18 protein-coding genes are annotated in these 18,547 nt (G+C 68.3%); 8 read left to right on the forward strand and 10 right to left on the reverse strand.

Going from position 1 to position 18,547, the window contains the following annotated elements:
- On the forward strand, positions 1-256 hold a 256-nt coding region (locus VKQ35_RS17335; protein WP_324363881.1), incomplete at its 5' end, for a hypothetical protein.
- A gap of 24 nt (positions 257-280) precedes the next feature.
- Here the strand turns inward: VKQ35_RS17335 and VKQ35_RS17340 are convergent.
- Together VKQ35_RS17340 and VKQ35_RS17345 are read right to left on the reverse strand one after the other, a co-directional pair.
- Positions 281-1,039, reverse strand: a complete 759-nt coding sequence (locus VKQ35_RS17340; RefSeq protein WP_324363883.1) for an N-acyl homoserine lactonase family protein — start codon at positions 1,037-1,039, stop codon at positions 281-283.
- 11 nt (positions 1,040-1,050) lie between these two features.
- On the reverse strand, positions 1,051-2,217 hold the full coding sequence (locus VKQ35_RS17345) for an MFS transporter (RefSeq protein WP_324363885.1): 1,167 nt from the start codon (positions 2,215-2,217) through the stop codon (positions 1,051-1,053).
- Between the two features lie 83 nt (positions 2,218-2,300).
- Here VKQ35_RS17345 and VKQ35_RS17350 point away from each other — a divergent pair, with 83 nt between their 5' ends.
- The 3 genes from VKQ35_RS17350 to VKQ35_RS17360 are packed head-to-tail and all read left to right on the forward strand — an operon-like array spanning position 2,301 to position 5,381.
- Positions 2,301-3,581 carry an aminotransferase class III-fold pyridoxal phosphate-dependent enzyme gene (locus tag VKQ35_RS17350; RefSeq protein ID WP_324363887.1) on the forward strand — a complete coding sequence of 427 codons (1,281 nt, stop codon included), beginning with the start codon at positions 2,301-2,303 and terminating at the stop codon, positions 3,579-3,581.
- A gap of 10 nt (positions 3,582-3,591) precedes the next feature.
- Positions 3,592-5,004, forward strand: a complete 1,413-nt coding sequence (locus VKQ35_RS17355) for an amidase (RefSeq protein ID WP_324363889.1) — start codon at positions 3,592-3,594, stop codon at positions 5,002-5,004.
- Positions 5,004-5,381: a DUF423 domain-containing protein gene (locus VKQ35_RS17360; protein WP_324363892.1), complete on the forward strand. Its 378-nt coding sequence runs from the start codon at positions 5,004-5,006 to the stop codon at positions 5,379-5,381. The genes VKQ35_RS17355 and VKQ35_RS17360 overlap by 1 nt, the downstream gene beginning before the upstream one ends.
- Here VKQ35_RS17360 and VKQ35_RS17365 read toward each other — a convergent pair.
- Entirely contained in the window at positions 5,378-6,595 is a 1,218-nt protein-coding gene (locus VKQ35_RS17365; RefSeq protein WP_324363894.1) for a multidrug effflux MFS transporter, read from the reverse strand. The genes VKQ35_RS17360 and VKQ35_RS17365 overlap by 4 nt on opposite strands.
- Positions 6,596-6,675: 80 nt before the next feature.
- Here VKQ35_RS17365 and VKQ35_RS17370 point away from each other — a divergent pair, with 80 nt between their 5' ends.
- From VKQ35_RS17370 to VKQ35_RS17380, 3 genes are all read left to right on the forward strand, one after another.
- The gene (locus VKQ35_RS17370) at positions 6,676-7,659 is read left to right on the forward strand and encodes an alpha/beta hydrolase (RefSeq protein WP_324363896.1); all 984 of its coding nucleotides are present in this window, start codon (positions 6,676-6,678) and stop codon (positions 7,657-7,659) included.
- 9 nt (positions 7,660-7,668) lie between these two features.
- Complete coding sequence (gene pip / locus VKQ35_RS17375) at positions 7,669-8,661, forward strand: prolyl aminopeptidase (RefSeq protein ID WP_324363898.1); 993 nt, start codon at positions 7,669-7,671, stop codon at positions 8,659-8,661.
- Between the two features lie 98 nt (positions 8,662-8,759).
- On the forward strand, positions 8,760-9,161 hold the full coding sequence (locus VKQ35_RS17380; RefSeq protein WP_324363900.1) for a CHRD domain-containing protein: 402 nt from the start codon (positions 8,760-8,762) through the stop codon (positions 9,159-9,161).
- A 97-nt stretch (positions 9,162-9,258) separates the two neighbouring features.
- Here the strand turns inward: VKQ35_RS17380 and VKQ35_RS17385 are convergent, their stop codons facing one another.
- From VKQ35_RS17385 to VKQ35_RS17410, 6 genes are all read right to left on the reverse strand, one after another.
- Positions 9,259-10,350, reverse strand: a complete 1,092-nt coding sequence (locus VKQ35_RS17385) for an acyltransferase (RefSeq protein WP_324363902.1) — start codon at positions 10,348-10,350, stop codon at positions 9,259-9,261.
- 245 nt (positions 10,351-10,595) lie between these two features.
- Entirely contained in the window at positions 10,596-11,750 is a 1,155-nt protein-coding gene (gene rodA / locus VKQ35_RS17390; RefSeq protein ID WP_324363904.1) for a rod shape-determining protein RodA, read from the reverse strand.
- A complete protein-coding gene (gene mrdA / locus VKQ35_RS17395; RefSeq protein WP_324363906.1) occupies positions 11,747-13,720 on the reverse strand; it encodes a penicillin-binding protein 2 in 1,974 nt (657 codons plus the stop codon). The genes rodA and mrdA overlap by 4 nt, the downstream gene beginning before the upstream one ends.
- Before the next feature lie 9 nt (positions 13,721-13,729).
- Positions 13,730-14,239, reverse strand: a complete 510-nt coding sequence (locus VKQ35_RS17400; RefSeq protein WP_324363908.1) for a hypothetical protein — start codon at positions 14,237-14,239, stop codon at positions 13,730-13,732.
- On the reverse strand, positions 14,236-15,411 hold the full coding sequence (mreC, locus tag VKQ35_RS17405; RefSeq protein WP_324363911.1) for a rod shape-determining protein MreC: 1,176 nt from the start codon (positions 15,409-15,411) through the stop codon (positions 14,236-14,238). Before mreC ends, VKQ35_RS17400 begins: the two co-directional genes overlap by 4 nt.
- Positions 15,412-15,473: 62 nt before the next feature.
- Positions 15,474-16,517, reverse strand: coding sequence for a rod shape-determining protein (locus VKQ35_RS17410; RefSeq protein WP_012522835.1), 1,044 nt, complete (start codon positions 16,515-16,517; stop codon positions 15,474-15,476).
- Positions 16,518-16,744: 227 nt separating this feature from the next.
- Here VKQ35_RS17410 and VKQ35_RS17415 point away from each other — a divergent pair, with 227 nt between their 5' ends.
- A complete protein-coding gene (locus VKQ35_RS17415; protein ID WP_324363923.1) occupies positions 16,745-17,539 on the forward strand; it encodes a TOBE domain-containing protein in 795 nt (264 codons plus the stop codon).
- Positions 17,540-17,541: 2 nt separating this feature from the next.
- On the opposite strand, the gene VKQ35_RS17420 is transcribed toward VKQ35_RS17415, so the two are convergent.
- The gene (locus VKQ35_RS17420) at positions 17,542-18,546 is read right to left on the reverse strand and encodes a cytochrome-c peroxidase (RefSeq protein ID WP_324363925.1); all 1,005 of its coding nucleotides are present in this window, start codon (positions 18,544-18,546) and stop codon (positions 17,542-17,544) included.
- Between the last annotated feature and the right edge of the window lies 1 nt (position 18,547).

Raw genomic sequence — 18,547 nt, forward strand, 5'->3', positions numbered from 1 at the left:
CGGCGCCGACACCGTCGTCACCCTCGCAACCGGCGACCACATCACCCTCACCGGCGTCTCCATGACCGCCCTCAAGGCCGGATGGATCACCGAGGTCGACAGCCTCTTCGGATCACCCTCCGTCGCACCACCACCTATCGACGACTTGACCCAGTCGACCGGCGACGCCGCCGCTGTGGCGCCCGACGCCAACTCCATCATGGCGATGATGAACGGCGTCGGCATGTCGCTGTTTACGATGGGCGTGGACCTCTAGCCCTCCGCGGCGCCTATCCAGGGCCTAAGCCCTCGCACTCGGCAAAACCGGCGTCTCGCCCCATTGCCCGGGATCATGACCGAAGACCATCACGGTCTCCGGGCCACCCAGGGTCAGCAGAGCATCCAGGGACCGGTTCATCGCCTGCGCGTCGGCGAAGGCTGGGAAGGCGCGGGTTTCGACCACCTCGCAATTGTAGCAGGCGTCGCCGACCAGGATGTGGTCGCCCTGGGCGTTCCTCACCCGCAGGGACTGGTGGCCGGGCGTATGGCCGTAGCTGGGGACGCAGATGGCCGAGCCGTCGCCGAACAGGTCGTGCTCCCCGTCGACCAGCTGGACCTTGTGGCCGAGGTCGAAGTAGCGCCGCGGCAGGAAATAGCTCGCCGCGACCTCGCGGTCGAAGCCGGCTTCCCATTCGCGGCGCTGGACCACCAGGGTGGCGTTCGGGATCTGATGCAGGCCGCCGGAATGATCGAAATGCAGGTGCGACAGCACCACGTGGCGGACGCGGCCCGGATCGATGTCCAGCCGCTCCAGATGCGCGGTCACCGTCTCGTCGGGCGCGAAGGTCACGTCCTGCCCCTGGCTCCGCAGCGCCTGCCGGTAGTCGTCGTTGGGGTCCGCCATGGCGGTCGGCAGGCCGCAGTCGAAGAGCGCCACGCCGTTGGGATGCTCCAGCACATAGAAAGGCACCGGCGCGGCGATCGGCTGGTCGCCGCCCCTCATGCCCATGCCCGCCGCCGTCGAGTGGAACTGGCCGCAGACACACCCGAACAACCGCATCGCCGTCTCCCTCAGACAGGGTCCAGTTTGCGCACGCCATAGAGGCGCGCCACACCCACCATACCTGCCGCGCACATGGCCGCCATAAGCAGATAGCCGTGGACCCCGGCGTGGTCGAACAGCCAGCCGGAGAGCAGCGTCGCGATCCCGGAGAGCACGCCGCCGGACAGCGCCGAGTTGATCGCCTGGGCGGCCGAGGCGTTGCGCGGCGTTGAAAGCTGCTCCACCAGCAGCAGCGAGGCGATGAAGGTCGCCGCGTAGCTGAAGGCATGCAGCGCTTGCAGCGGGAACAGCGCCCAGAGCGGCGGCGAAAACGCCAGCGCGGTCCAGCGCACGACCGCGCCCAATCCGCCCAGCGCCAGCAGGTTGCGCGGCCCGATCCGGCGGCGCCACGGCTCCAGGAACCACAGGAAGCCGATCTCGGCGGTCACCCCGGTCGCCCAGAGGACGCCGCTCATGTCCTCGGCGATCCCCTGCCGCTTCCAGGCGAGCGTCGAGAAGCCGTAGTAGAAGGCGTGCGCCGACTGGATGAGGCCGGCCGAGACCACCGCGGTCATGAATACCGGATCCTTCAGCAGGCCGGAGAGCCCCGCCATCCGATCTGAAAACGCGGCGACGTGGTCGCCCTCCTCGTGCACCGGGTCGGGCGGCAGCAGCAGGCGGGCGGCGAGCGACGTCGCCGCAACGGCGGCCACCATCCAGACCAACACCGCCTCGGGAGAGCCCCTGGTCAGGATGAACCCCATGCCGAGGTTACCGACGATGAAGGCTGCCGAGCCGATGCCCCTGGGCCAGCCGAAGTTGAAGCCGTCCAGGCGCGCGCGCCGCAGGGTGATCACGTCGGCCAGCGGCGGAATGGTGGTGAACATCGACGACGCCGCGAACCAGACCACCGCCTGCCAGGCGAACCCCCAGGGAAGCGCCATCAGGGCGTAGGCCACGGTCACCGCCAGCGACAGGAACAGCAGCGCCGTCCGCCGCAGCGCGAAGCTGTCCGCCCAGACCGCCAGCAGCGGGGCGCTGACGACCCTGGCCAGCATCGGCAGGGACAGGATCAGCCCGATGCGGCTCCCCGACATCCCATGATGGTGGAACCACACCGGCAGGTAGGGCGAGCTCACGCCGGAGCCGATGAAGACCGCCCCGTAGAAGAGGCCAAGGCGCACGGTGAGCGGCATGGAAGCCGGACTTACACGGAGTCGCTGTGGACGCCGCCGCGCCCTCGCGTAATGTCGCTGATCGTCGATAAGGGAGACGCCGCATGGCCCGCACCAACAGCCACGATCGGGAGCTGCGCGCCCGCGCCGAGGCGGTGATCCCCGGCGGCATGTACGGCCACCAGTCGACCGCGCTGCTGCCCGACGACTATCCGCAGTTCTTCGAGCGCGGCGAAGGCGCCCACATCTGGGACGTCGACGGGCGGCGCTACCTCGACATGATGTGCGCCTACGGCCCGAACCTCTTCGGCTACGCCAATCCGCAGATCGACGCCGCCTTCGTGCGCCAGCTGGGCCTGGGCGACACCCTGACCGGCCCGACCGCCCTGATGGTCGAGCTGGCCGAGACCATGGTCGGCATGATCAGCCACGCCGACTGGGCGATGTTCTGCAAGAACGGCACCGACGCCACCACCATGGCGCTGACCTGCGCGAGGGCCCACACGCGCCGCAAGACCGTGGTGCGGGCCAAGGGCGCCTATCACGGCGCGGCCCCCTGGTGCGTGCCCAGGCCCACCGGCACCCTGGAGAGCGACCGGGCGCATCAGATCCTCTGCGACTACAACGACGTGGCGAGCCTAGAGGCCGCGGTCGCCCAGGCCGGCGACGACCTCGCCTGCATCTTCGCCGCGCCCTTCAAGCACGACGCCTTCATCGATCAGGCCGAGCCGGACCCGGCCTACGCGCGCCGCGCCCGCGAGCTTTGCGACCAGACCGGCGCGCTCCTGATCATCGACGATGTCCGCGCGGGCCTGCGCCTCGCCCGCGACTGCTCCTGGTCGAAGATCGGGGTGCAGCCGGACCTGTCGACCTGGGGGAAGTGCCTGGCCAACGGCCATGGCCTCTCGGCCCTGCTGGGCAGCGACAAGGCGCGCGAGGCGGCCTCGAAGATCTTCGTCACCGGTTCCTTCTGGTTCCAGGCCGCGCCCATGGCGGCGGCGCTGGAGACCATGGGGCTGGTGCGCAACACCGACTATCTCGAGCGGATCACCGCGCTCGGCCACCGCCTGCGCGACGGCCTGGCCGAACGAGCGTCGGCCGCTGGCTTCGCGTTTCGCCAGACCGGCCCCGTGACCATGCCGCTGTTCCTGTTCGACGACGACCCGGACCTGCGCAAGGGCTTCTGCTTCTCGTCGGAGATGCTGGACCGCGGGGTCTACGTGCACCCCTGGCACAACATGTTCCTCTGCGCGGCGATGACCGAGGGCGACATCGACGATCTGCTGAACGCCGCCGAGGGCGCGTTCGGCGCGCTGAAGGCGCAATCGCCCAGCCTGCAGCCCGTCCCCAAGCTGGCGTTCCTGAGCACCGGCGGCACGAGGTAGTCCCATGGAAATGCCCGAGTACTCTGACTACGACGGCCTCGGCCTCGCCGAGCTCGTCGCCAAGCGCGCCGTCACGCCTTCGGAGCTGGTCGAGGCCGCCATCGAGCGGATCGAGCGGCACAATCCGGTGGTCAATGCAGTGGTCTACAAGGGCTACGACGACGCTCGAAAATGGGCGACGGGCGACCTGCCGAATGGGCCGTTCCGGGGCGTGCCCATGCTTCTCAAGGACCTCCACATGCCGGTGGCCGGATGGCCGCGCACCTCGGGCAGCCGATACTGCCGCGACGTGGTGGACACCTCAGACGGGGGTCTCACCCGCCGCTATAAGCAGTCCGGTGCGGTCGTCCTCGGCAAGGCCAACTGCTCGGAATTCGGCATCCTCGGCACGACCGAGAACGCCTTCCTGGGGACCTGTCGAAATCCCTGGAGTCTCGGCCATTCCGTGGGCGGATCGTCGGGCGGCTCGGCCGCCGCCGTCGCCGCCGGAATCGTGCCGTTGGCCCACGGCGGAGACGGCCTCGGATCGATCCGTATCCCGGCCGCTTGCTGCGGACTTGTCGGCCTGAAGGTCACGCGCGACCGCGTGCCCAACGCCCCGGCCGGCTACGACTACGCCTATGGCCTCGTCGTCGACAATGTGATGACCCGCACAGTCCGAGACTCGGCCGCCATGTTGGACGCCACCGGCGTCCCCGAGCCCCATAGTCCCTTCGCGCCGCCCGCCAAAGCGCGGCCCTACATGGAAGAGATCGAGGCGAGCCCTGGACGCCTGCGCATCGGTTGGCGCGGTCGCCCGGGCCTGCACCCTGACGTGGAGGCTACGCTCCACGCCACCATCGACCTGCTCACCCGGCTTGGCCACGAGGTCTTTGAGCACCGTCTCGACATCGACCTGCGCGCCCTCAACACCGCCCGCGGCCCGTCAGGCGGCGGCAACTTTGCGGGGGGTATGGCCGGTCTGATCGAACAGGTCGGGCGCGAACCCGAAGAAGAAGACTTCGAGCCTATGACCTGGGCGTCGCTGAAGTCCGGCCGTCGCGTGACCGGCTCCGAAGCGATGCGTTCGCTGCAAGAAATGCGGCGCCTCTCTCATCAGCTGATTGCCGCCTTCGACGATCTGGACGCCTATCTCTCCCCAGTGATGACCGCGCCGGCCGCCGAGCTTGGCTGGCTCGATCCGCTCAAAGCCTCGCCGCGCGAACTCTCGGAGCGTCAGGGCGAGCTCTATCCCTTCTGCGCGCCCTTCAATTTCTCGGGCCAGCCATCGATCTCACTGCCGCTCGGAATGTCGCAGGACGGCCGCCCCATCGGCATGATGTTCTCCGGCCGCTACGCCGACGAGGCGACGCTGTTCCGGCTGGCCGCCCAGCTGGAGAAGGAAGCCCCCTGGAAGGACCGCCGGCCGCAGGTCTGGGGCTGATGGGCTTCTGGAGCCGCCGAAACTGGATGACGCTGGCGGCGGCCGGCGGCTTCGTCGCCGTCGCGGTCGGCGCCTTCGCGGCGCATGGCGTAACCGATCCCCGGGCGCAGGAGCTGCTGCGCACCGGCGCCATGTACGGCTTCATGCACACCATGGCGACCTTCGCCTGCGCGACCTTCATGCAGGTGGGCGCCAAGCGCGCCCGGTTTGCGCCGGCCTTTTTCCTGTCGGGCGTGCTGCTGTTTTCCGGTTCGCTCTACGCCATGGCCTTCGGCGCGCCGCGCTGGATCGGCGCCGTGACGCCGATCGGAGGCCTTTGCTTCCTGACCGGCTGGGCGATCCTGGCCTGGGCCGCGCGCGGGGTCGATCCGGTCTAGGCTGGGACCGTTCCGCGGTCCTTCGGTAGCGCCAGGAACCGCAGACAAAGCGCCGAACCCACCAATGCCGCGAACATCACCACCGCCATGGGCCTGGGCGTGCCGTCATGGAGCACGCCGGCCGCGGCCGAGGCCACCGCGCCGGTGCCGAACGACACCGCGCCCATCATGGCCGAGATCGCGCCGGCGCGGCGCGGATCGACGTTCAAGGCGCCGGCCATGGTGTTGCCCTGCATGAAGCCATAGGTCGACAGCAGCAGGAACAGCAGCGGCAGCACGCTCCAGCGCTCGCCAAAGCCGGTGACCGCGGCGATCATCAGCAGGAAGCCGAACCCGACCGCGATCAGGCTTGATTTCGCGAGGATCTGATCGGTGGTGTGGCGCCGCAGGAAATAGCGGTTCACCTGGTTCGATCCGATGATCCCCACCGCGTTCAGCCCGAACACCCAGCCAAAGGCGCTGGCGGGGATGCCGTAGATCTTGATCAGCAGGTCCGGCGACGAGGCGAGGTAGGTGAAGAGCGTCGCCCCGTTCAGCGAGCCGGCCAGCGCATAGCCCATCAGCCTGGGCTCCTGCAGCAAGGCCAGATAGGCTTGGATCGGCGTTTCGCTGGCCGCGTGCGCCGTGGTCTCTTCCGAGCGGCTTTCCTTCAGGCGGAAATAGCCGACCACGCCGACGATCACCCCGAAGGCGGTCATGAACCAGAAGTTCAGCCGCCAGCCGCCCAGGCCCAGCAGCGCGCCGCCGAGCAAGGGCGCCAGGATCGGGGCCAGCCCCATGATCAGCATCATCAGGCTGAGCGCCCGGGCGGTCTCGGTGTGGTTGAAGCGGTCGCGGATGATGGCGCGCGAGATGACGCCGCCGGCGCAGGCGCCCAGCGCCTGGATGAAGCGTCCGCCGATCAGCATGGCCGGCGAGATCGCCAGCGAGCAGGCGATCGAGGCGGCGATATAGACCACCGTCCCGAACAGCAGCGGCGGCCTGCGCCCCAGGCGGTCGGACGCCGGGCCGTAGAACAGCTGGCCGATCGCCATCCCCGCCAGAAAGGCCGAAACCGTCGCCTGGGTCTCGCTGGTCGTGGCGTGCAGGCCCACGCCGATCGACGGCAGGCTCGGCAGGTACATGTCGATGGCCAGCGGCCCCATGGCGGTCAGCGACCCCAGCAGGATCACAAGGCCCCAGGGTGTCTTGTCGGCGGTCTGCACGGCGCTCATCCCGCGCCTTCTGAACGGCTTTGCCGTTGTTGTCTTCCCTCGCCGCTGCAAAGGTGCCGGCAACAGGGAGCCCAAGCAGAATGTCCGCGCTCGAAAGCCAGATGCCGCCGGTCAAGCGCGCCCAGGTGAACGGCATCGAGATGGCCTACTACGAGGTCGGCCCGCGGCAGGGTGTTCCCATCGTTCTCTGCCATGGCTTCCCGGAACTGGCCTTCTCCTGGCGTCACCAACTCAAGGCGCTGGGCGACGCCGGCCGCTGGGTGATCGCGCCGGACCAGCGCGGCTATGGCCTGACCTCGCGCCCCGAAGCGGTGACCGACTACGACATGGAGCACCTGACCGGCGACCTGGTGGCTCTGCTGGACCATCTGGGCGTCGAGACCGCGATCTTCTGCGGCCACGACTGGGGCGGTTTCGTTGTCTGGCAGATGCCGCTGTTCCATGCGGGCCGCGTCGCCGGCGTGATCGGGCTCAACACCCCGTTTCTGCCGCGCGCGCCGATCGATCCGATCGTCGCCATGCGGATGCGCTTCGGCCCCGACATGTACATCGTCTGGTTTCAGACGCCGGACGAACCGGAGGCGGTGCTGGGGGCCGATGTCGAAAAGACCATGCGCTTCTTCATGCGCAAGCCGCAGGGCCTGGCCGCGACCGCGGCGCCGGCGCCCGAAGGCGGCTCGACCTTCGCCTTCAAACAACTGCTTGAGCAATGGGACGCCTCCGACCTCGGCGGCCAGCTTCTGGACGCCGAGGAACTGGCCGCCTTCGTCGAGACCTTCCAGCGCACCGGCTTCGGCGGCGGGATCAACTGGTACCGCAACTTCAGCCGCAACTGGGAGCGCTCCGAGGGTCAGCCCGCGCGCCTCGACAACCTGCCCTGCCTGATGATCACCGCCGAGCTCGACCCGGTGCTTTCGCCGGCCATGGCTGAGGGCATGCCCGGCCTGATCGGCGACCTGGAAATGCACATGGTGGCCGGTTCTGGCCACTGGACGCAGCAGGAAAAGCCGGAAGAGGTGAACCGGCTCATCCTTGACTGGCTGCGACGGCGCTTCCCGACGTAAGATCGGACCATGGAACGCAGCACCCCGCCGCCCGCCGTCTCGGCCGCCTCGAACCGGCGGGGCCTGTTCGCGGACAACGAGCCGTTCGGCTCGGGTTGGCTGCCGCGCGATGGGGCGCACGAAATCTATTACGAGGAATGCGGCAATCCGCACGGCAAGCCCTGCGTGATCCTGCACGGCGGCCCGGGCGGCGCGATCAACCCGACCATGCGGCGGTTCTTCGATCCGGGGAAGTGGCGCATGGCGCTGTTCGATCAGCGCGGCTGCGGCAAGAGCCGGCCGAACGCCAGCCTGGAGGACAACACCACCTGGAGCCTGATCCGCGACATCGAGCGCCTGCGCGAGCATCTGGGGATCGAGAAGTGGTGCGTGTTTGGCGGCTCCTGGGGCTCGACGCTCGCGCTGGCCTACGCGATCCAGCATCCCGAGCGGGTTGAAAGCCTGGTGCTGCGCGGCGTCTTCCTGCTCACCGAGCGCGAGCTCTCCTGGTTCTACCAGGACGGCGCCTGCATGATGTTCCCCGACGCCTGGCAGAGGTTCTGCGCGCCGATCCCCGCGGCCGAGCGCGGCGACATGATCGGCGCCTATCACAAGCGCCTCACTCACCCCGACCGCCGCGTCCAGGCCGAGGCCGCCGCCGCCTGGAGCCAATGGGAGGGCGACACCATCTCGATCCGCGGCCCCGAGGCGCGGCCGTCGAAGTTCAACGAGATCGACTTCGCCATCGCGTTCGCCCGCATCGAGTGCCACTTCTTCGCCAACCACGGCTTCTTCCCGGAAGAAGGTTGGATCCTGAAGAACGCCGCGGCGCTGAAGGACATCCCCGGCTGGATCGTCCAGGGCCGTTTCGACGTGGTCACGCCAATGGAGGCCGCCTGGAAGCTGAAGGCCGCCTGGCCGCAGACCCGTTTCGAGGTGGTCTGGGACGCGGGCCACGCCTCCACAGAGCCGGGCATCGTCGACGCGCTCGTCCGCGCTACCGATCAGGCCCTCAGCGTCTGAGGCAGTTGCGGCCGCCGCCAAGGTTGCGTCGCCGCGCTCGGGCGCGCAACCTGCCGCCCGGTCCGGGGGAAGCCCGGAATCCGAGGGAGAAACATCCGATGCGTCATACTCTGTTCGCCGCGGTCGCGGCGATGAGCCTGCTGGTCGCTGGGGCCGCGTCCGCCCAGATGGCCCACTACACCGCCAAGCTGGCCGGCGGCGCCGGCGTCAAGGGCAGCGGCGATGTCATGGCCATGCTCGACGGCAAGACCCTGACCTACACCGTGAACTACAAGGACCTGACCGGTCCGGCGGTCGCTGCCCACTTCCACGACGCCCCCACGCCGGGCGGCAACGGCCCGCCGATCGTGCCGGCCAGCAACGTCGGCACGAGCCCGATCAAGGGCACGGCCACGCTGACCGACGCCCAGATCGCCGATCTGAACGCCGGCAAGGTCTATTTCAACATCCACACCGCGGCCAACCCCGGCGGTGAAATCCGCGGGACGCTCTCGAAGTAGACCTGAGAAACTGCGGCCGTCGGTCCAGGAACCGACGGCCGTCACGGAGGCCCGGCGCCTCGGCGCTGCCCGCACTGCGCTCGCATATCGCGTGTGGTCAGGGCGGCGCCAGTTCGCCGCCGGGAACCGCATCGCGACGTGCGCGTGAAAGGGGAATTCGTCCTTTCAGCGCGAGGGCGGGTTTTTCCACCAAGCGCCAACTGATCGCGCCGCAGACGGCCGCCCCAACCAGCGTTACCATCACTAACGCCGCCAGGGACACATCGCGCCAGTACCAGATGGTCAGTTCGCTGATCGGCCATGCGTAAAGATAAACGCCATACGAAATATCGTCCTCGGCGTTCAGGACTAGCATCGGCCGCCATTTGACCTGCAGCGCGACCCAGAAAAGCACGTAGCCACCTGCGGTCATGACGGCAACTTCCGCCAATGCCGGAAAGGAAAGCGCCGCCGCGAGAGTTGCGACGCAGGCCAGGGCGATCCACCCGTGATAGCGCATCCCCTGCACCCGAAAGACCACGCCGCATAAGAAAGCGCTGGTTAGGCGCACGGCCGGAACAGGTTCGCCAAAAATTGCCCAGACCGGGCGCGTGGCCGCCACAACAGCTTTCCCGAACGGGAAGAGAAACACAAAATTCGCCAGCACCACGGCCAAGGCGATGGCGAACAACAGTCTCCTGTGTCGATAGAGGCCGCATAGGCCTAGGAGAGCGGCCAGCACATAGCAGCGCGCTTCGTAGGCGATCGTCCACATTGAACCATCAAGAGCGGGGATCGGCAGTCCCACGAAGGCGCTGTCGATCTGCGGGGCCTTCAGGACGGCCGCGCGGGCGACAAGCAACGCCCAGTTTTTCGGACCGAGTGCGTTGAAATTCGCTCCCGCCAAAGGCGCGACGAAGAAGATGCACAGCAGGTAGCAAAGAACAAAGGCTGGATAGATTCTCAGTATCCGTTTCCAGGCATAGAATTTCGGATCCGCGACGAAACTGGCACTGATCAAATAACCACTGATCAAAAAAAAGCCATCGACTGCAAGGGACCCGAGGCTGAGGGTACCAAATACCAAGTGCAATGGTTCTCTCGACATGTTGCCGTCGAGCATCTGAGGTGCATGGGAAAAGATGACAAGCGACGCCAGGAGCAACCGCAAGGCTCCGAAGCTCCCCTGTCGCGCCATCTTCGCATCCATGCGCCAGCCCCTCCGCCGAGCCGGCAGGTCGGGTTCCCCAACGCGCCGCTGGTCGAACGGGATCGCCGTGGGGTTGCGGCGCCGTGGCGCCGCACAACGAGGCTTCCCGCCCATTCACTGCGTGAACGCAGACGGGACTCAATCGTTCCGGGTGATAAACAACCCTGCATAGTGAAGCTTGTTTGACGGCGAAGTATGGCGCGCACTTGAGCTTGGCTGACCGCCGATGGCGCAGCGCCGCTTTTTTACAGCAAGGAGCCCTTGCCGCTGGTGATTTCGGAATAGCGGTGGACGCGCACGGCCATGACCAGGCCAAAGCCCACCATGACGGTGAGCATGACGGTGCCGCCGTAGGACAGCAGCGGCATCGGCACGCCGACCACCGGCGCCAGGCCCATGACCATCGATCCGTTGATCAGCACATAGAGGGCGAAGGTCGCCGTCACACCGGCCGCGGCCAGCCGGCCGAAGTGGCTGTGGCTCAGGTACGCCGTGCGCAGCGCCATGAAGATCACCATGGCGTAGAGCACCAGGATCGCGACGCAGCCCACGAAGCCGAACTCCTCGGCGAGCGTCGCGAAGATGAAGTCGGTCTGCTTCTCCGGCAGGAAGTTGAGCTGGCTCTGTGAGCCCAGGCCATAGCCCTTGCCGAGCAGGCCGCCGGACCCGATGGCGATGGCGGATTGCAGGTTGTGATAGCCGGCGCCCGAAGGGTCGGCCTGCGGATCGAGGAAGGTGGTCAGCCGCGCCTTCTGATAGCCGTGCAGAGCGAACATCACCACCGGCGGGATCATCAGCGCCACGCCCAGAAGCCCGGCCGCGATCAAGCGCCAGGAGAGCCCCGCCAGGATCACGACGATAGCGCCGGTAAGCAGCATGACGATGGCGGTGCCGAGGTCCGGCTGTTTGTAGACCAGGTACACCGGCGCCAGGATCAGGACCGCCGGGATCAGCAGCCACCAGGAGAGCTGCGCGCTCTTGCCGGATAGGCCGTGATAGAAGCGCGCCAGGGCCAGAACCATGCCGATCTTCATGATGTCCGACGGCTGGATCTTGATCGGCCCCGCCTGCAGCCAGCGCTGGGCCCCCAGGGCGTGATGCCCGACAAGCAGAACGGCGATCAGGAGCAGGAAGCCGATGCCGTAGATCGGATAGGCCAGCGCGAACCAGACCCGCAGGTCGATCAGGCTGAGCACGATCATGATCGCGAAGAACAGGGCGAACCTCGCCAGGTGCGCGCCGGCCCAGGGGGTCCAGGACGACCCGGCGATGGAGAACAGCATCACCGCCCCGGCCCCGGCGATCAGGCACAGCACTAGGCAGAAGATCCAGTCGATCTCGCCGATCTTGACGATCAACCGGTCGCGTTCGCCGGGACGGGTGAGCGCTGAAACGGTCACGTGGTCGCCTGGGTCGCAGTCTGGACGGCGGCGGCGGCCGGCGTCGGCGGGTCGACCACATCCGGATCGGTGTTCACGGTCGGCGCTTCAGGGATCGGCAGAGGGTGCTCGACCTTGGCGCGGATTTCCGGGTCCTTCAGCAGCGCCACGCGCAGCAGCTCGCGCGCCAGCGGGCCCGAGGTGCTCGCGCCGAATCCGCCGTGCTCGACGAGCACGCTGACGGCGTAGCGGGGCTCGTCGACCGGAGCGAAGGCGATGAACCAGGCGTGGTCGCGGTTCTTCCATTCGCCGGTGGCGCCTTTCTGGCCGCCGTGGCCGGCGGTGTAGTTGAACGCCTGGGCGGTGCCGGACTTGCCGGCCATCTTGATGTCGCCCAGCCCCATGTCGCTTAAGCCCGTGCCGGTGCCGGAAACGGTCACGGCGGCCATGGCGCCGCGGATGAAGTCGATGTGCTTGTCGTCGAACGGCAGGTCGCCGAAGGCCGCGCCAGACGGTTGCTCGACCCCGCCGATCGAATGGATCAGCCGAGGGTGCAGCGCCTTGCGGCCGTTGGCGAGCCGCGAGCACTGCACACAGAGCTGCAGCGGATTTAGGTGGGTGTAGCCCTGGCCGATCCCCATGCTGGGCGTCTCGCCGGGGTGCCAGACCGGGTCCTTGGGGAAGGCGCGGCGCTTGTAGGCGGTGTCCGGCACCAGGCCCTTCTTCTGGCCGGGGATGCCGATGTTGAATTCCTCGCCCAGGCCGAAAGCCCGGGCCACCTTGGCGATCTTGTCCGGCCCGACGGTCAGCGCCGCCTGGTAGAAATAGATGTCGCAGGACTGGGCGATGCCGCCCTTCAGGTCCAGCGCGCCATGCGCCTTGTCGCAGTGCCAGACGCGACCGCCCCAGGCCCAGGCCTTGCCGCAGACATGCACCGTGGCAGGATCGTAGCCGTTCTCCAGGCAAGCCAGCGCCACCATGGTCTTGAAGGTCGAGCCAGGCGGGTAGTTCGCGGTCAGCGCCTTGTTGAACAGCGGCTTGTGGTCGTAGCTGGCGAGTTCCTTGTACTCGGCGCCCGTCAGGCCGCGGACGAACTTGTTCGCATCGAAACTGGGGCCCGAATACATGCACAGGATGTCGCCGGTGCGGCAGTCCATCATCACCGCCGCGCCCGACTGCTCGCCGAACACCTCCATGGCGCGGTTCTGGATGTCGGCGTCCAGCGTCAGCACGATCTCCTTGCCGGGGATCGCCTTGATGTCGCCGGCCGGGTCGGTCGCCACCTCGTGGCCGTTGGCGTCGACCTCCACCTTCTGGGCGCCCGGCTTGCCCCGCAGGTCCAGGTCGAAGGCCTGCTCGACGCCCTGGCGGCCGATGCGGAAGCCCGGGTTGAGCAGGATCGGGTCGGCGTTGGGGCCGGTCGGCGTCAGGTCGGTCTTGTTGACCTTGGCCACATAGCCGATCACGTGGGCGAAGGCGCCGCCGTAGGGATAGACCCTGACCTCGCCCATGTCGGCGGTGACGCCCGGCAGCTCCGGCGCGCGGATGTTGATCGCGCTGAACTGCTCCCAGCTCATGTCCTCCATGATCTGCACCGGCGACTTGCGCGGGGCGTTGGAGATGTCCTTCAGGAGGCGCGCCTGGCGGTTGTCGTCCAGCGGCACGAACTCGGCGAGCGTCTTCAGCGTCGCGCGCGGGTCGATGCCTTTGTCCTTGGCGACCATCAGCCGGAAGTTCGGGCGGTTGGAGGCCAGCACCACGCCGTTGCGGTCGACGATCAGGCCGCGCGGCGGCGGGGTCATCTTGAAGTTGAACTGGTTGTTGGCCGAGAGCTTCGTGTAGCGCTGCGTCTCCAGGAGCTGCAGGTGCGCCAGCTGGGCGCCGAGCGCCACCAGCCCGACGCCGGCGAAACCGCCCAGCAGGAAGGCCCGGCGGTGGAAGACCCCCTGCCGCTCGTTGACCTCGGCGAAGAAGATGGACGGCTCTGCCATCCCTAGCCCCTACCGGAAGCGCACATCGGCGTCCTCGAAGAGGTCGATGAGCCGCTGGGAGAATGGATAAAGCACGATTGTGGCGAGGAATTGCCAGGCCATTGGGATCAGGCCGGGGCTGGATCGGGAATCCAGCATCACAAAGAGGTAGCCGGCCACCATCGCCGTCGCCACCGTCAGCCCGTACCAGGCCCACAGGATCAGGCGGCTCTGCCCAGCCATCATATTGCGCCCGGCGAGCGCCACGCCATAGGCGATCAGCAGGCAGAGCGCCCACAGCCCCATGGGCCCGCCCCAGAAGAGATCGAGGAACAGGCCCATCAGCAGGATCGCGAAGGGCGCCAGGATCGAGGGCCGGATCACCGCCCAGGCGAAGGCCAGGGCCAGCGGGAAGACCGGCTCCGGCAGCTGCAGGCCAAAGACCCGCAGCGGAATACCGAACAGCACCGTTGCGGTCAGGACCTGCAGCATCGGCACGCCCAGCCAGCGCCAGGGCTCCAGCGGCCGCGCGCCGCTCACGGCTGGCCCCCGTCCGCCGGCGGCTTGGGCTTGGGTTTCGTGGGCGCCGCCGGCTTGGGGGCGGCGTCGGGCTTCTTCGCCGACGGCGAGGTCGTAGCCGGCTTCTTCTCGCCGCGCGCCGGTTCGGCGGCCTTGGGCTTCGGCGGGGCCGAGGGCGACTGGGCCGAGGGCGACTGGGCCGAGGGCGATTGGGCGGTGGGCGGCGCAGCGGGCGGTTTGCCGACCGTCGGCGGCGCTGGGCTGTCTGCGGCCTTGGCGGACTCCGCGCCATTGGGCCCGGGGGTCGGCGGCGGCGCTGGCGCTTCGTTGAGCGCCTTCTGGTTCACCACCTGGGTGAAGTCCTGGAACAGCAGGATGCGCACGAAGTCGATGGGCGCCTTGTCCGAGGCCAGCACCACCCGCCAGCGCCCGTCCAGCCCCTTGACCGCCGTGCCGACTGGCAGGCCGCGCGGCACCACCCCGCCATCGCCGGAGGTCAAGAGCCGGTCCCCCTCGCGGATCGGGTCGTGGCCGCGCAGATAGTCGAGCCTGGGGTTCGGCCCGCCGTCGCCTGTCAGGATGGCCCGCGCATTGGTCCGGTCGATCATCACCGGCGTGCGCGAGGCGATGTCGGTGAGCAGCAGCACCCGGCTCGCGCCATCGGTGACCCCGATGACACGGCCCACCAGGCCGTTCTCGCTCATCACCGGATTGCCGACCTTCACCCCGTGCTCCGAGCCGGTGTTGGCGAGCCGCGTGTCGGCGAAGGGGCCTCGGGAGTCGGTGACGATGCGGGCCGCCACCATCGGGATCGGCGGATCGGTCTTCAGGCCCAGCAGGGTCTTGTAGCGGGCGTTCTCGTCCTTGAGCGCGATGGCGACGTCGCGCCACTGCTTCATGACCTTCAGTTGCGCCTTCAGTTCGGCGTTCTGCGAGCCGGCGGCGAAATAGTCGCTGACCGTATCGACCCCGGCGCCCGTCCAGCGGCCCGGCGCGGCCAGCACGTCGCCGACCGGCGCCAGCACCGTGTCGCTGGCCTTGCGCGAGACGCCATAAGCCTCGGCCTTGAAGGTCTCGCGGCGGTCGGAGAGCAGGATGGCGGTCGCCGCCACCACGGCCACGATGAGCGCAATGGCCGCCGCCCAGGTCAGCGGGACCTTCAATTCACCGAGCGGATTGTCCCTGAAGGACACGTTCTAAGCCTCGTTCGACCGGTGTTGCGACAGCCCCCGCTGCGCAGCGACTCAAGCCGTCCCTAAGCTAACGTGGATTCCAGAACGCCCTTCATCCATTTCGGATGTTCTAGCACCTTGCCGCACCCCAGCGCCACGCAGGAAAGCGGGTCGTCGGCCACGGTCACCGGCAGGCCGGTGTGGTCGCGGATCTCGGCGTCCAGGCCGCGCAGCAGCGCCCCGCCGCCGGTCAGCATGATGCCCTTGTCGGCGATGTCGGAGGCAAGCTCAGGCGGCGTGGCTTCCAGCGCCATCTTCACCGCGTCGACGATCTGGCCGACCGGTTCGCTCAGCGCGTCGGAGGCCTGCTTCTCGGAAATCCGCACTTCACGCGGCACGCCCTGCATCAGGTCGCGGCCCTTGACCTCGATGGAGAGGCCCTCGCCGTCGGCCGGCGCACGGGCGGTGCCGATCTCCTTCTTGATCCGCTCGGCGGTGGTCTCGCCGATCAGCAGGTTATGGTTGCGGCGCATGTAGCTGATGATCGCCTCGTCCATCTTGTCGCCGCCGACCCGGACCGAGCGCGAATAGACGATGCCCGACAGCGACAGCACCGCAACCTCGGTGGTGCCGCCGCCGATGTCGACGACCATCGAGCCGGTCGGCTCGTGTATCGGCAGGCCCGCGCCTATCGCGGCGGCCATCGGCTCATCAATGAGGCCCACGCGGCGGCCGCCGGCGTTCAGGCAGCTGTCGTTGATGGCCCGGCGTTCCACGGCGGTCGCGCCCGACGGCACGCAGACGATGACCTTGGGATTCACGAAGCCCTTGCGGTTGTGAACCTTGCGGATGAAGTACTTGATCATCTCCTCGGCGACTTCGAAGTCGGCGATGACCCCGTCGCGCATCGGGCGGATGGCTTCCATGTGGCCGGGCGTGCGGCCCAGCATCTGCTTGGCCTCGATGCCGACCGCGTGGACAACCTTGCGTCCGCCCACGTTGCGCAGCGCCACAACCGAGGGTTCGTTCAGCACGATGCCCTTGCCCTTCATGTAGATGAGCGTGTTGGCAGTGCCCAGATCGATGGCGATGTCGTTGGAGATGGCGCCGAAGAGCGAAGAGATCATGGAAGGCCCTGGAGACTGGGGGCTGAAAGGAGATTGCCGGCCGGAAATCCGAAACGATCCCGTCTACGCCCAAAAGGCGTCCTGAGTCGTTACGATTTACCGGAAGGCGTCGGCACCCTCTGCCCTGTGCCATGCTCGATTTCAAGGCATAAAGAGCCGTATGCGGTGTACCGCCGCTAACCAACGAGGCCTGCGCGCCGCGAGGCGTCCCGGTATAGGTTGTTTCCATGTCTGCAAGTGACGACCTCAGCGCATCGCTCACGCTTCGCCGCGGCGCCATGGCGCGCGTCGGCCTGGACCGCGTGGCCCTGGTGGAAGCCGTCGCCGAGCTGGGCTCGATCAGCGCCGCCGCCGGCCGGCTTGGCGTCAGCTACCGCAGCGCCTGGGAGGCGGTGCAGGCGCTGAACAACCTCTTCGACGGCCCGCTGATCGAGGCCACCACCGGCGGCAAGGCCGGCGGCAAGGCCGTGGTGACCGCGCGCGGCAAGGCGGTGGTCACCGCGTTCCGGCGCGTGCAGGCCGAGATCGACGCGGCGCTCGTGAAACTCGAAGGCAATCTGGCGGGCGACCCGGCCCGCGACCTCTTCTGGAGCCTCGGCATGCGCACCAGCGCCCGTAACGCCCTCCGTGGCGTCATCGCCCACGTCACGCCCGGCGAAGTGAACAGCGAGGTGACGCTGCGGCTCGGCGAGGGCGTCGACATCACCGCCATCCTGACCAAGCGCAGCGTCGAGGACCTGCAGCTCGCGCCCGGCAAGCCGGCCATCGCGCTGATCAAGTCGAGCTTCGTGATCCTGGCCAAGGGCGACAACCTCCGCACATCGGCGCGCAACCAGATCGCCGGCGTGGTCTCCAGCCGCGAAGACGGGGCGGTGAACAGCGAGATCGGCCTCGACATCGGCGGCGGCAAGACGCTCACCGCCACCATCACCCTGGAAAGCGCCCGCGCGCTCGCCATCGAGGTCGGCGAAAAGGTCACCGCGCTCATCAAGGCCCCGCACGTGATCCTGGCGGTCGAGTAGCCCTAGAGCGGCTTGCCGCAGCGGGTCTTGGGCAGGCCAAGCTTGGGATCGGTGACGAAGGTTTGATCGGTGAGCGCGCCCAGGAAGGCGGTCAGGTCGGCCATCTCCGCGTCCCCGATCCCCGCCGCGCCGTCATGGCGGCGGATCGCCTCTGCGAGCGTCTTGGCCGAACCGTCATGCAGATAGGGCGATGACAGCGCCACATTGCGCAGGCTGGGCGTGCGGAAGCGGCCGGCGTCGTCCGTCTTGCCGGTGATCTCCGACAGGCCGGGATCGCGCGCGTTGGCCGGCTCGATCCGGTGGAAGGCGCTGAGCGGATCGGCGGCGTCGGCGTCGGTGAACAGCCGGCCCTTATGGCACGCCGCGCAGCCCAGCGTCGCGAAGACCCCCTGCCCGCGCTTCGCCGCCTCGTCCAGCGCGCCGCGGTCGTAGGCCGAGCCGAAACTGACCAGGGTCCGCTCGAAGGCGGCGATCGCCTTGGCCACATGCGGCACGTCGATGGCGGCCGGCTCGCCGGGAAAAGCCTCGGCGAACTGGCGGCGGTAGCAGGCGTCGGCGGAGAGCCGGCGCGTCAGCTCCGCCTCCTGGCCCTTCATGCCCATCTCTACCGGGTGCTCGCCGGTCAGCGGGGTCAGCACCTGGGCCTCCAGGCTCCGCTGGCGCGGATCGGCCCAGGTCAGCGCCGACAGATAGGCCACGTTGCCCAGCATCATGGCGTTGCGGCGGCCCGGCGCGCCCTTGACGCCCGGATGCACGGCGTTGCTCTCGGTGAAGCCGCGGTGCTGGCCGTGGCAGTTGAAACAGCCGACCGTGCCGTCGACGGAGAGGTCGCCGTCGTAGAACAGCCGGCGCCCCAGCTCGACCTTGGCCGCGCTCATCGGATTGTCGGCGGGAACCGGCGGCGGGGCGACTCCGGGCGGCAGGTCCCAGCGCCATTGCGGCGGCGCGAAAGCCGCCAGGAAGACCGCGGCCGCGGCGAGGGCCAGACTTGCGGCCAGCGCCTTCACG

The organism is Phenylobacterium sp. (assembly GCF_035309685.1).
Classification (GTDB): domain Bacteria; phylum Pseudomonadota; class Alphaproteobacteria; order Caulobacterales; family Caulobacteraceae; genus Phenylobacterium.